This is a genomic window from Acinetobacter sp. TW_SC_4 (assembly GCF_054861205.1).
The window spans coordinates 180,118-193,746 of sequence record NZ_CM142174.1 but is presented as its reverse complement, the minus strand read 5'-3'; the positions used below and the strand labels follow the sequence as shown (position 1 = coordinate 193,746).

Here is a 13,629-nt window from a genome sequence, read left to right as displayed (position 1 = left end):
AAGAAAACGGTCATTTCTTTGATGCATCTAAACAGTACGAACCACTTCATAGTGGCAAATATTTTAATGTCCAAGGTGCACTGAATGTCCCTCGTCCGCCACAGGGCTATCCAGTGATTGTTCAGGCAGGTCAGTCTGAAGATGGACGTGAACTGGCCGCCAAATATGCCGAAGTGATTTTTACCGCCCAGCAAAGTTTAGCTGATGCTCGAGCCTTCTACCGTGATGTCAAAGGGCGCCTGGCTAAATATGGCCGTCATCCGGATGATCTAAAAGTAATGCCGGGGGTTTCTGTCTTTGTGGCGGCTTTGTTGCATAAACCTAGCCTAGAAAGATTATTCAGTCCTATAATTTCAATATGAATAAACCTGCTCCTAAAATCTATCGTACAACTAACTGGTCTTCCTACAATCGTGCCCTCATTAACCGAGGTAATATTTCCCTTTGGTTTGATCCAAACACTCAGTGGTATGCACAACCACAAGGCAAGCAAGGTCGAAATCAAACTTACTCTGATACCGCTACTCAATGCTGTTTAATGATCAAATCTCTATTCAAACTCTCTTTACGCATGGTCACAGGTTTTGTTCAAAGTTTGATTAAACTGTGTAAATGAGCTGCTCCGAATATCAGCGATATTCGTACAGCACGCTTTGTCGAAGACAAAAACATATTGATATTGCGATTAGCTATCAAAAAAGTAGCGATGGGCTACATCTACTCGTAGACTCAACTGGTTTGAAGTTTCTAGGTGAAGGTGAATGGAAACGTAAGAAACATGGACCTGAATATCGTCGCCAATGGCGTAAGCTTCATATTGGTATTGATGCCGACACCTTGCAAATACGAGCAGTTCAGCTTACAACCAATAATGTCAGTGATTCACAGGTGCTTGGTGATTTACTTGATCAAACTCCACAAGATGAGCGGATTGACTCTGTTTATACTGAAGGCTCTTATGACACCAAGCAATGCCGTCAGGTCATTGCAGATCGGCAAGCGCATGCGGTCATTCCACCAAGAAAAAATGCAAAACCATGGAAAGATCAGAAATTGAGATCTTTAGAGCGGAATGAATTATTAAAAACAGTGAAACGTTTAGGAAGAACTATTTGGAAAAAATGGTCTGGTTATCTTCGTCGAAGTTTGGTCGAAACCAAGATGCATTGCATCAAATGATTAGGCGATAAATTAACAGCAAGGAGTTTTCCTAGTCAGGTCAATGAGATTCATGCACGCATAGCAGTATTAAACAGATTTACAGAATTAGGTCGTCCTCATACCCAAGTTGTCACTTGAGTTCTGTTCAGATAAGCAGGTGCTGTCTTTTAAATCTTTGTGCAACAAAGCCTTTTTGATTTATAAAATACTTTAGCTGCTTAAGTTTTCGGGCATAAAAAAACCCGCTTACGCGGGCTTTGATCAGAGTGTTTTAAGCTGACTTTTTCTTCTGCTTGCCGAGGCGGGTAGCTAAAGCCGTGACTTTCTGATAGCCAGTTGGCATGAGGCGCTGAATTAAATCAATCGTTTTGGCATCATTTCCAATCAGCAGACGGCGTTTGTCTTTTTGTACCGCGTCCAAAATTTGACGGGCTGCTTCTTCCGGTGGGCAACGCAGCAGCTTATTGAAATTCTGTACAGATTTTTCCGGATGCATTCCCAGACTACGAATGCTGTCATTCATTTTCGCTGCAATGGCGATATTGGTGCGGATTCCGCCTGGGTGTACACAGAGTGCGCTTACGCCGCAGTTTTCCATATCCAGTTCCTGACGCAAGGATTCGGTAAAACCACGCACAGCGAATTTAGTGGCATTATAAGCAGACTGGGTTGGCTGGGCAGTTAAACCAAACAGGCTGGAAATATTGATGACATGACCATCACCGGTTTTCTTGATTAAAGGCAGAAACTCTTTGGTGCCATAAACTACACCCCAGAAGTTAATCCCGACGATCCATTCCAGCTCTTCATAGCTAGCACCTTCTACGGTAGAACTAAGAGCTACACCAGCATTGTTAAAGATCATATTCACGCTGCCATGATCTTTCTCGACCTCGGCGGCCCAAGCGTGCATTTCTTCCAGATTAGCCACATTGACTTTTTTGGTTGTGACACGAACATCAGTACCTTTTAGCAGCTCAACGGTTTTAGCCAGGCCTTGTTCATTCACATCACTGAGTGCTAAATGACAGCCCTGCTTTGCTAAAAGCACCGCAAGTTGTTGACCGATACCTGAACCTGCACCAGTAATGGCCGCGACTTTATTATTAAAATTTTTCATTGAATTTCCTTGATTAAAACACTGCCCTTCCATGACAGCCTGTTTTCTGTCGCATAGGAATACAGCACACCGTTTCAATATAGTTTTGACAATCCTTATTGTCAATAATTCCAGCATGTCTCTACGGGCCAATTTTCAGGTTTGAATTTCAGCATAGGTCAAAGCCGGATTTATTGATAAGATACTTAAAATCTCAAGCACATGAGTCTATGGTCTTTATGACGGATGCAGTAAATTCAGGACAAAAACTAGCGAGTAAAAGTAAGGAACGCCAGTTTAAAGGACTTTCTATGGCTGAGCGTCAGCAGGCGCGTCGTGAAAAGCTAATTGAGGCCGGGATTGAAGCTTATGGTCGTCATGGTTTCTTTTCAGTCACAGTGAAGGATATCTGTAACGAAGCCAAACTGACTGAACGTTATTTTTATGAATCCTTTAAGAAAAGCGAACATCTGTTCCAGACCATTTTCCTCAAGCTAATTGACCAGTTACAGCAGAATGTCATGCAGGCCATGATGCAAGCCTCTTCTGATCCAAAGAAAATGATCGAAGCCGGTCTGACTGCCTTGCTAACGACCTTACGTGACAATCCGGGTATGGCACGAATTATTTATATCGATGCCATGCTCGTTCAGGAACTGCATAATCAGGCTACGATTCATGAAACCATGGGACGTTTCGACCGTATGATTCAGACCTTTGTCATGCTGATGATGCCAAACCTGAATCGTTCTGAACGAGAGATTTCCCTGGTCTCGACCGGACTTAATGGTTATGTCACCCAGATTGCGATTCGCTGGGTCATGAGCGGCTTTAAACAGTCACTGGAAGAAATTCTGTCTTCCTGTAGTCTGGTGTTCTTTGCTTTATTAGACACTTTGGGTACAGAAAAACCAGCGGATCCGGTTAAATAATTTTTAAATCAAGATAAGTTCCAGATAAATTTACTTGTAAGTGATCTACAATATTTTGAATTAAGACCCTCTTATAAAATAACAGCTTAAATTGTGACAAATCTTTGCAAAAAGTTCCAGAACTACCTATTCTGCAATGATACTGTCATAATTAATCTTTGTAATAAGCCTGTCATAAATATAAAACGGTCCACCGTTTGCATGAAATAGGGTATTGCGCTGTGAAAGATGACTACATTCTAATTGTTGATGATGAACTGCCGATTCGTGAAATGATCCACACTTCTCTGGATATGGCAGGCTTTCAATGTTTACAGGCAGAAGATGCCAAGCAGGCTCATCAAATGATTGTGGACCAGCGTCCAGCATTGATTTTGCTGGACTGGATGATGCCGGGTGGCGTCAATGGTGTCGATCTATGTCGTCGTTTGAAACGTGATGAAAACCTGTCCGAAATTCCTGTCATCATGCTGACTGCGCGTGGTGAAGAAGATCATAAAGTTCAGGGACTGGACGCCGGTGCCGATGACTATATGACCAAGCCGTTTTCGACCCGTGAGCTGGTTTCACGTATTAAAGCTGTTTTACGTCGCTCCAATGCCCTCAGTGGTGAAAAATCCATTGATGCTAATGGATTGGTATTAGATCCAGTCAGTAAGCGTGTGAATTTTGGCAATACTATACTGGACATGGGACCCACTGAATATCGTCTCTTGGCATTTTTCATGACCCATCCGGAACGTGCTTATACCCGTGCGCAGTTGCTGGATCAGGTTTGGGGTGGCAACGTCTATATTGAAGACCGGACCATTGATGTGCATATCCGTCGCCTGCGCAAGGTACTCGAACCTTATGGCGCTGACCGCTATGTACAAACTGTGCGTGGCACCGGTTACCGTTTCTCGACCCGTGTCGATGTTGCACTCGGTTAATTGTTTTTAGGTAAATCTCGTTTTATGTATGAGCCCTATCCTGTTCCCGAACTGTCACACGAGCACAAAAGATTTCGTTACAGCAGCTTATGGGATTTTGCCAAGCAAGATTTACGTCTCCTTCTTCTCTTCCTGGTAATTGCCAGTTGTATTGGCCTAGGCATCGGTTATTTCTGGATCTGTATCGTTCTGGCCTTTGTTGCCTTCTTTGGTACACAGTTGCGTTCACTCTACCTGGTCAATGAATGGATCTCGAACCGTCCCTATGATGTACCGCCAAATATCAACGGAATCTGGGGCGCTTTACTGTTCAATGTTTATCGGGCCCAGCGTCAGGAACGCGTTGTTCAGGCTGAAATGGTCGAGCTGATTGACCGTGCACAATCCTCGCTAGTCGCCCTTCAAGAAGCTGTAGTGCTGATTGATGAAAACCAGCAGATTGAATGGTGGAATCCAGCGGCAGGACGTTTACTAGGGATTGGTCAGGAAGATCGCGGCCGTAATATCCTGAGTTTGTTACGTCAGCCAAATTTCATTGATTACTATCATCATATTGATGATGCACCTGATGGTCTTAAAATGAAGTCTTCGATATTCGAAGATCATTATGTGCAAATCAAAATGACCCGTTTTGGCGGTGAAAGCCGCTTACTGGTCGCTTATGATGTGACCCGGATGCATAATCTGGAACAGATGCGTAAGGACTTCGTCGATAATATTTCGCACGAACTGCGTACACCTTTAACTGTGCTCAGCGGCTATATCGAAACCTTTACCGATCAGGAAGATATTAGCCCGCGCTGGAAACGCGCCTTTGACCAGATGCAGTCTCAGACCCGTCGCATGAATGCACTGGTGAATGACCTGTTACTGCTATCCCGTCTGGAAAATGACAAGAATATTGCCAAGAACCAGATTATTGACATGCCGAATCTGATGAACCAGCTGTTTGATGATGCGCAAGCCTATAACGTGGATTATGGCCATACCCTAAATCTGGACATTGACAGTCACTGTGACCTAATCGGCTCAGATATGGAAATTGCCAGTGCCTTCAGTAACCTGATTACCAATGCCATCAAGTACACGCCTAAAGGTGGAACCGTGACCATGGGCTGGCATGATGATGGTGAATCGGCTTATTTTGTCGTAGAAGATACCGGGATTGGGATTGATCCTAAACACTTGCCACGTTTGACCGAACGTTTCTACCGGGTAGATTCTGACCGTAGCCGCCGTACTGGTGGCACAGGCCTGGGTCTGGCAATTGTGAAGCATGTACTGATGCAACATCAGGCCCAGCTCGAAATTGACTCCCGTGAAAATCAGGGATCCACCTTTAAAGTGATTTTCCCTAAAGAACGTCTCAGTTTCCCAGACTGATTCAAAAATAAAAAAAAGGTGCAAGTCGCACCTTTTCTTTTTTAGCGAAGGTTTTAAGACTTTAATGCCTGCTCTTTGGATAAGGCCCGGAAATAAGCTGCTCGATGCGAGATCCGTTCCAGATAGGCTTGAATCGCCGGATAACTTTTACCAGTACGGCTTTGCATGGCTTCGAGTGGGAAGCTCATCTGAATATCCGCAAAACTGAAACGCCCGGCAAAATATTCATGCTGGCTTAAATGATCTTCCAGAAACTGGATATGGTCTTTTAGACGGCTTTGTACAAACTGCTTTTTCACTCCTTCACAAATTGTTTTAGCAACCGGACGAACTAAAAATGGCACTTGCTCAGGAACTTTGGTCATCACCAGTTGCATGACCAGCAAAGGCATCAAAGACCCTTCTGCATAATGCATCCAATAACGGTATTGCGCCTTGTTCTCGGCACTGATCGGCTGAAACTGATGGGTCGAATCATAGGTTTCTTGGAGATACTCCAGAATGGCGGCAGACTCAGCCAGTACCAGATTCTGATCTTCCAGAATCGGGGCTTTACCCAGAGGATGAACCTGTTTCAAAGAAGGCGGAGCAGAATAGTTTGGCAGGCGTTTGTAATACTTGATCTCATAATCAAGTTCCAGCTCTTCCAAGGCCCACATGATTCGAAATGATCTTGATTGTTCGAGATGATGTAAAACACGCATATTAGACTCATGATTTTATTGTTATTACTGCGTGAGCATAGCAAAAAGTCCAGATCTGATTAAAGAGTTTATTAGTCTACTTACATTTTCCCTACCGGATATAGCGTACCCTCTTTAGCTTAAATCAGGCTAGTGGGAATCTCCAGACTGCGTAACAGGGTTTTGGTCACCGGGGTTTTGGCACAAATCTCCAGAATTTTCTGCTGCAAAGCCGAATCATGAACAGTATCAAAACTTAAGCGTCGTTCAATCCATTCCTGCCCTTCTTTATTAGCAAAAAATTCTGCTTCAACCTGAAAGTCGCCCAGTTCAATATTCTTATGCTTGGCATACATGCGCAAAGTAATCATGGTGCAAGAGATCAGACTGCCTAAAAGCAGATCATAAGGTGCAGGACCTGCATCCTGCCCGCCGAAGGATTCAGGTTTATCGGTCAGGTAATGATGCTGGCCATGACTGATTTCTCCCTGCCACGGTATGGTTAAGCTCTGTATTTTGGCAATTGCGATTCGGGCCATACTGATCCTTTGTTCTTATAATTATGAAAACTATTTAGAAGCTCGCATATGTTCCGGAAATGCCGGTGCTTCCATACGTGGGCCATCATAGCTTGGAATGGTGCCAAAACGCGGGTGTTCCATCATCCACTGTTCACGGGCCAGCTTCAGTTCTTCCACATCACGACCCACCAGATTCCACCACAATAAAATAGGGCTTTCAAATGGCTCTCCACCAATCAGCAAGATTCGCCCACCCGCATGAATTTCAACATCCACATGCTGTAATCCGGGTTCAAGAATCACCATATTATCTTCAGTCAGTTCATGCCCATTAATACTTGCCAGCCCCTCAAGGGCCATAAAACCATATTCAAATCTTGGATCTAAACTCAGACGGGCACGGGTACTTTCAGCAGCGAATAGATCCACCCCCAAAAGTTCGGTATGAACCTTAACTGGTGATAGTGTATCCAGAAATTCCCCGACCAGGACCGTACATTGAATGCCCTGTTCTTCGATCACAGGTAATTCCGGATAATGATCAAACGCCGGAGCCATATTGATCTTGTCATCAGGCAGGGCGATCCAGAGCTGTGCTGCATGCATTTTGGTTTCAGTTTCCGGTGAAACCTCTGTATGCGAAATGCCATAGCCTGAAGTCATCAGATTAACCTGTTTCGGCCGGATCAATTGCCGGTTACCCAGACTGTCACTATGCATCATGGTGCCTTCAATCATCCAGGTAAATGTTTGCAGGCCAATATGCGGATGCGGTCCGATATCCAGACCATCTCCCTGAGGAAATTGAGTGGGACCGGCATGATCCAGAAAACACCAGGCGCCAATCATGCGTTTATGCCGACTCGGCAAGGCGCGTTTAATGACGGTTCCCTGCCCGATTTCCGCACGCCGTAAAGGAACTTCCTGTATGAACTGATTGATATACTTTTCACAATCATCTGAATTTGACAGTTCAATATCATTATTATTCGACATGGTTGAGCTGACCTCGGCAAGTTCATTCTGCTGTATCAAGACATCTTTCCCTGATCATCACAAGATGTCTACCTCATAGAACAATGTACCGCGTCTACCCGCAAAATTTATCTTTAGAAATATTTCGATACGTATAAAATGTGCTACTCATCAGAACAGTTCAAATACTTAAAGGCTTCAGTCTTCCAAAGACTGTAATCAAGTTCTTGGTGATGAATTATATAATCATTCAAGTAATCAGCATTATCTCGTTTAAATCAACTTATTCATCCTGCTCATGTTTCACGTGAAACGCTTATTTTTATTTATATAAACTTTTAAAATCAGCAATCTATAAAAATGTGATCCGTCTAGCTTTATGTTCACAAAAACAAAAATTTTGTTACGTTTTCTTTTTAAAAATTGTGCTACCCCCTAATTCTAGGGAGATTGTTTTTTATTCATTTGGTTCATAATAGGGCCCAATAAAAATAAGATTGGATCAGGACATGTCATCCTCGAATGAAAATATATATTCAACGGCGAATATGTCTTTTCAAAACTCGACCACGGATAGATCATTAAAGTTGGCCGAATGTGATCTGCAAAATCGCCAGTTAATTGAAGATGCGCTTGTACATCGCGCTGCACATATTCCTGCGCAATTCCAGCAGTACTTTTATAACTATCTTTATTTGCATCGTCATCAAAATCTTCGCCAGATTAATTACATGGCGCAGATCGCCTTTTTGCTGTATTTCTTTGCCGATATTTTTATTATTCCTGACATGTTTTTCCTGTCTGGCCTGATCCGGGTATCACTGGTCATTGCTGTCATGTTTTGCTGCTATTACCTGTTTAAGCATCAAAAGAATATCCGGGTTCTGGACATGATTTTGCCTGTGGGCACGACTGTGGCTGCAGCGACCTGGATTGGCCTGCTCCTGCTGTCGAGCAGCCCGCATGTGTCGACTTATATCTATGCTTCTGCGATCTTTATTTTAATTACCAACCTCTGTGTACAGACTGAGTTTAAGAGTGCCTTGTATTGTTCCATTTTTATCGCCTTGTTTATCATGATTGGAGTGACTCATCTCATGAGTCTATCGCAGGCCTTTATTTTCACCGTTGTTTTCACACCTCTCTGGGCGTTTAGTATTTATATCAACTGGAATAATATCATCAACATACGGCGCTCTTTTCTACGCACTTTGCTGGATGAATGGAACTATCAAACCTTAAAAAATCTTGCTCATACTGATGATCTGACGCAGTTATTTAATCGTCGTCATTTTGTGGATATGGCGGAACGTTCAATCCATCAATGGCCAAAGCCTGCCAGCACCTGCCTATTGATGTTTGATGTCGATTATTTCAAGAAAATCAATGACAATTATGGTCATGATGTGGGTGACCGGGTGCTACAACTGATTGCTGAAATTACCCGTAAAGAAATGCGTTCTAGTGATGTACTGGCACGTTTTGGTGGAGAAGAATTTATTGCCTTGCTGGAAGATACCCAGCTACAGGATTGCCTGATGATTGCAGAACGGATTCGCTGCTCGATTCAAAAGCAGGTGATGTACATCAATTCTGACCAGAAAATCCAGTTCACGATTTCTATCGGTATTGCTGAACTTGAATCTCCACAACAGGAACTTGAAGACCTGATTAAGCATGCGGATATTGCGCTTTACGAAGCCAAAAAAGCAGGACGAAATCGGATTCGGGTCTATCATCCTAATATGCTGCAACCGACTAAACCGCTCTCTCCAAATCCCTGGAATGTATTTAAACCACTGAATAAACAGGAGCAGGCTGGCACTCATCATAAAGCGAAACAGTCTTGGTCTGCTTTGTAACCTGATAGCAAAATCAAGATTATTAGACAAGAATTTAAGAATTAGGCCTAAATTTGTTTGTGATGCTTTTCAAATAATTCCTAAAAGAATAGAATATTTTTCATACAAATATAAATATTCATCTTATTCATTTCTTTGGATTTAATGTGGGAAGGCTGCATGCCAGATAAATATCAAGAAGAAGCTCGCCTCCTGCTTCAGGATGCCCTTCACGATCCTCTTGTTCGTATTCTTGGGTCTTTAAAACCTGCCTACTTTAACCATCAGAAACAGCTCACTCTAAAATATTTGTTGTAGGTAAACCTATTTGCACAGGTGGCATATGCCTCCTATACCCTTGCCGATATCCTGGTACTGAATGACATTATGAATTTGCTCATTCTGACCAAGCTAGGCTATACCTTGGTGATCGTGCTGATTACCATCTGGATGTATCATTTTTACCGGAATTTGCCTGTATTTGACCTGCTGTTGCCGACCTCGATTATCGGAGCAAGTGCAATCTGGTTTTTTAATCTGAATCAGTCTGAAAGTCCGCATACACTCATTTATCAATATGCTTCACTGGTCTTTATTGTCCTGGCCAATTTATGTATGCAGATCCGCCTCTGGCCTAGTCTGATTAATTCCGGTCTGATTACATTGGTAATTTATATTGGTGTGTATTTCAATACCCAAGCTAATCTGTATCAGATGTTCTTGTTTTCCCTGATCTATATGCCGGTATTGACCTTCAGTTTATATATCAGTTGGAGCTCTACACTAAAATCCCGTTTGGTATTCCTGCAACATACCTTGAATGAATATCATCGTCAGACTTTTGAAAATTTCCCCCATACTGACTCGCTGACAGGTCTGAATAATAGACGCTGTTTCGCATATCTGGTACAACAGCTGATCCAAAACAATCTTAAACAGCCTGCTCCAATCAGTTTGCTGGTTTTTGATGTCGATCATTTCAAGCAGATCAATGACCGTTATGGACATGATGTTGGAGATCAGGTGCTCAAGATGATTGCTCAAACCACATGCAATGAAATGCGACGCCATGATGTGCTGGCACGCTATGGGGGTGAAGAATTTATCGCATGCCTTATTGAAACTTCACTAGATAATGCACTCAAAATTGCCGAGCGTTTAAGACACAAAATCGAGAATATTATGGTCAATCTGGAACATGGGCATCGTCTCGATTTCACCGTTTCAATTGGTGCAGCCATTCTGGAAAGTAGTGAAACGGATTTAATGGCGCTGATTAAACAGGCTGATATTGCCCTGTATCAGGCTAAAGCCAATGGTCGGAACCGAGTCGAGTGTTATGATCCTGAACTTGACCAAGGTTTGCTTGGAGAACTTCAAAACTGGCAGGTTAAACCGGCTTAAATGTCATTTGAAAAATAATAAAAAAGAGCGCCGAAGCGCTCTTTTTTATGAGTTAAAAATTATCTTCATCAAAACGATCTTGATCAATTTTATAGATATGAAAACTACGTTCTATTTGTACGCCTAAACCGAATTCAATCATTAAAGACGTTAACTTATCACCATCAATTAATACAATTCCCGACTTCTTTGCAGATTCAATTGCCTCTTTACTAAAATTAGAAGTAGTAATAAATACGCCTTTCTTGGCAACCTGATCCGCCAAAGCTCCTTTAAACTGCTGAATATCAGGACGTCCTACTGTATTTTCCCAACGTTTTGCTTGAATATAAATTTTATCTAACCCTAATCGGTCTTCACTGATTACTCCATCAATTCCACCATCGTTGGTTTTACCAATTGCTTGGGCTGCATCTTGATGTGAACCACCGTAGCCCATAGCAACAAGCAGATCTACAACAAGTCTCTCAAAAAATGAAGGAGACTTTTCCTTTACCATTTGAAGTAAATCACTTTTCAAATTGAACCTTAATAATTCAGTCGTAGTCTGAATTGTTTCTTCAGGTGTTTGTGTTTCTTGCAATTTATTTGAGTTTTCAAAATTTTTTAAAATTTCGACCTCTAATCCCTCTTCGTTTTTCTTTCCAAATTTAAAATCTATAAATCCATCAAACTGTGCTAAAAATTCATTAGTTATTGCTTCTAAGTTTTTTAAATCAATTTTTCTTCCTAAATCGCTAATTTCACAATATGCTCGTTTTGGTTGATGAATTAAACCTGCTTTGACTAAGTATGTCTTTGCCCAAGCAACTCGATCTTTAAATATATTTTTACCACTTGGTAGTACCTTATTTAGATCTTCTTCAGGTAAGCCAGAACGCTCAGCTAGGATATTGGCGGCATCTGAAATTTTAATTGGCCCTTCTATTTCTGATAATAATTTCATCAAAGGCAGCATTAACTGATCATAAGTAGGTAATGACATATATTTTTTAGCTTAAGAATTAATTTTTCTTGAGTATAAATGAAAAAAAGAGCGCCTAAGCGCTCTTTTTTTATAGGTAATTTTCGTTAGAAAATTACTCCCATTCAATTGTTGCTGGTGGCTTAGATGAAACGTCATATACCACACGAGAAACTTCAGCAATTTCGTTCATGATACGTGTAGAAATACGGTCTACCAGGTCATATGGAAGATGTGCAAAACGCGCTGTCATAAAGTCGATGGTTTCAACTGCACGAAGTGCAATTACCCATGCATAACGACGGCCATCACCGACCACACCCACAGATTTCACTGGTTGGAATACGGCAAAAGCTTGAGCAGTTTTGTCGTACCAGCCGCTTGCGCGAAGTTCTTGCATGAAGATGTCATCAGCAAGGCGAAGAATATCAGCATATTCTTTTTTCACTTCACCCAGAATACGAACACCAAGGCCTGGACCTGGGAACGGATGACGATAGATCATGCTGTGTGGCAAGCCTAGAGTTGTACCCAATTTACGTACTTCATCTTTAAACAGGTCACGCAATGGTTCAACCAGGTCAAATGCCAAATCTTCAGGCAAGCCACCTACGTTGTGATGCGACTTGATGACATGTGCCTTACCTTGTTTGCTGGCAGCAGATTCAATCACATCTGGATAAATCGTACCTTGTGCAAGGAAGGTTACGCCATCGAGCTTACGCGCTTCTTCAGCAAAGACTTCGATAAATTCGCGACCGATGATTTTACGTTTTTTCTCTGGATCAACTTCGCCAGCCAAAGCAGAAAGGAAACGGTCTTCAGCATCAGCGCGGATCACGCGGATCCCCATGTTGTCTGCAAACATCTGCATCACTTGATCGCCTTCGTTCAAACGAAGCAGACCGTTGTCTACAAATACGCAAGTCAACTGATCGCCAATTGCTTTGTGCAAAAGCGCAGCTACAACTGATGAATCCACACCACCTGAAAGACCTAACAATACTTTTTCATTGCCAATCTGTTCACGAAGCTGTTCTACACGCAGGTCAATAATATGTTCTGGTGTCCACAGACCACGACAACCACAAATCTGGTGTACGAAGTTAGACAGTAATTCTGCACCTTTCGAAGTATGTGTCACTTCAGGGTGGAACTGGATCCCATAGAAACGGCGAGTTTCATCAGACACCATGGCAATCGGACAGCTTGGTGTGCTTGCAGTCACCTGGAAGCCTTCTGGAATACGTGCAACCTTGTCACCATGACTCATCCAGACATGCAGCTGGTTTTCACGGTCTTGCAGCTGACCAATCAGCTGGTCACGTACCACGATATCCACTTCTGCATAACCGAACTCATGTACAGTACCTGGCTCAACTTTACCGCCAAGCTGTTCACACATGGTTTGCAAGCCATAACAGATACCCAGTACAGGTACACCTAACTCAAATACCACTTGCGGCGCACGCGGGCTGCCTTCCAGGTGAACACTTTCAGGTCCACCAGACAAGATGATACCGTTTGGATTAAATGCGCGAATGTCTTCTTCAGACATGTCATAGGCATACATTTCAGAATATACACCAGCTTCACGGACACGACGTGCGATGAGCTGACTATATTGAGAACCGAAATCCAGAATCAGGATACGATCTTCAGTAATTTGAGTATTGGTAGTCATGACAAACAACTATGAAAGGCAAACGAAAGATAAGCGCCGTATTCTAACAT

General features: G+C 42.6%; 12 protein-coding genes and 1 pseudogene. 7 read left to right on the top strand and 6 right to left on the bottom strand.

The annotated features are described in order from the left end of the window. Positions 1 to 80 precede the first annotated feature (80 nt). Positions 81 to 362, top strand: a complete 282-nt coding sequence (locus ACWM1W_RS00870) for an LLM class flavin-dependent oxidoreductase (protein ID WP_228301765.1) — start codon at positions 81 to 83, stop codon at positions 360 to 362. Then, positions 359 to 1,299, top strand: a pseudogene (locus ACWM1W_RS00865) (IS5 family transposase). Before ACWM1W_RS00870 ends, ACWM1W_RS00865 begins: the two are co-directional and overlap by 4 nt. A 133-nt stretch (positions 1,300 to 1,432) precedes the next feature. Here ACWM1W_RS00865 and ACWM1W_RS00860 read toward each other — a convergent pair. After that, positions 1,433 to 2,281 (bottom strand): SDR family NAD(P)-dependent oxidoreductase, encoded by an 849-nt coding sequence (locus ACWM1W_RS00860; protein ID WP_005233350.1) that lies wholly within the window; start codon positions 2,279 to 2,281, stop codon positions 1,433 to 1,435. A gap of 218 nt (positions 2,282 to 2,499) precedes the next feature. Between ACWM1W_RS00860 and ACWM1W_RS00855 the strand changes: the two genes are divergently transcribed. The 3 genes from ACWM1W_RS00855 (at position 2,500) to phoR (ending at position 5,507) form a co-directional block, all read left to right on the top strand. Beyond that, positions 2,500 to 3,192 carry a TetR/AcrR family transcriptional regulator gene (locus tag ACWM1W_RS00855; protein WP_005233348.1) on the top strand — a complete coding sequence of 231 codons (693 nt, stop codon included), beginning with the start codon at positions 2,500 to 2,502 and terminating at the stop codon, positions 3,190 to 3,192. Positions 3,193 to 3,413: 221 nt separating this feature from the next. After that, the gene (gene phoB / locus ACWM1W_RS00850; RefSeq protein ID WP_375726009.1) at positions 3,414 to 4,124 is read left to right on the top strand and encodes a phosphate regulon transcriptional regulator PhoB; all 711 of its coding nucleotides are present in this window, start codon (positions 3,414 to 3,416) and stop codon (positions 4,122 to 4,124) included. A 24-nt stretch (positions 4,125 to 4,148) separates the two neighbouring features. Continuing rightward, positions 4,149 to 5,507 carry a phosphate regulon sensor histidine kinase PhoR gene (gene phoR, locus ACWM1W_RS00845; protein WP_005233347.1) on the top strand — a complete coding sequence of 453 codons (1,359 nt, stop codon included), beginning with the start codon at positions 4,149 to 4,151 and terminating at the stop codon, positions 5,505 to 5,507. A 53-nt stretch (positions 5,508 to 5,560) separates the two neighbouring features. Here the strand turns inward: phoR and ACWM1W_RS00840 are convergent, their stop codons facing one another. From ACWM1W_RS00840 to ACWM1W_RS00830, 3 genes are all read right to left on the bottom strand, one after another. Further along, positions 5,561 to 6,211, bottom strand: coding sequence for a glutathione S-transferase (locus ACWM1W_RS00840; RefSeq protein ID WP_004780664.1), 651 nt, complete (start codon positions 6,209 to 6,211; stop codon positions 5,561 to 5,563). A 119-nt stretch (positions 6,212 to 6,330) separates the two neighbouring features. Further along, on the bottom strand, positions 6,331 to 6,729 hold the full coding sequence (locus ACWM1W_RS00835; protein ID WP_005233345.1) for an OsmC family protein: 399 nt from the start codon (positions 6,727 to 6,729) through the stop codon (positions 6,331 to 6,333). A gap of 30 nt (positions 6,730 to 6,759) precedes the next feature. Beyond that, positions 6,760 to 7,707 (bottom strand): pirin family protein, encoded by a 948-nt coding sequence (locus ACWM1W_RS00830; RefSeq protein ID WP_005233343.1) that lies wholly within the window; start codon positions 7,705 to 7,707, stop codon positions 6,760 to 6,762. Between the two features lie 488 nt (positions 7,708 to 8,195). On the opposite strand from ACWM1W_RS00830, the gene ACWM1W_RS00825 reads away from it, so the two are divergent. Together ACWM1W_RS00825 and ACWM1W_RS00820 are read left to right on the top strand one after the other, a co-directional pair. After that, on the top strand, positions 8,196 to 9,548 hold the full coding sequence (locus ACWM1W_RS00825) for a GGDEF domain-containing protein (protein WP_005233341.1): 1,353 nt from the start codon (positions 8,196 to 8,198) through the stop codon (positions 9,546 to 9,548). Between the two features lie 315 nt (positions 9,549 to 9,863). Then, positions 9,864 to 10,931 carry a GGDEF domain-containing protein gene (locus ACWM1W_RS00820; RefSeq protein ID WP_395521834.1) on the top strand — a complete coding sequence of 356 codons (1,068 nt, stop codon included), beginning with the start codon at positions 9,864 to 9,866 and terminating at the stop codon, positions 10,929 to 10,931. 52 nt (positions 10,932 to 10,983) lie between these two features. Here the strand turns inward: ACWM1W_RS00820 and ACWM1W_RS00815 are convergent, their stop codons facing one another. Beyond that, the gene (locus ACWM1W_RS00815; RefSeq protein WP_004780654.1) at positions 10,984 to 11,916 is read right to left on the bottom strand and encodes a restriction endonuclease; all 933 of its coding nucleotides are present in this window, start codon (positions 11,914 to 11,916) and stop codon (positions 10,984 to 10,986) included. Positions 11,917 to 12,010: 94 nt separating this feature from the next. Continuing rightward, complete coding sequence (guaA, locus tag ACWM1W_RS00810; RefSeq protein WP_005233328.1) at positions 12,011 to 13,579, bottom strand: glutamine-hydrolyzing GMP synthase; 1,569 nt, start codon at positions 13,577 to 13,579, stop codon at positions 12,011 to 12,013. Between the last annotated feature and the right edge of the window lie 50 nt (positions 13,580 to 13,629).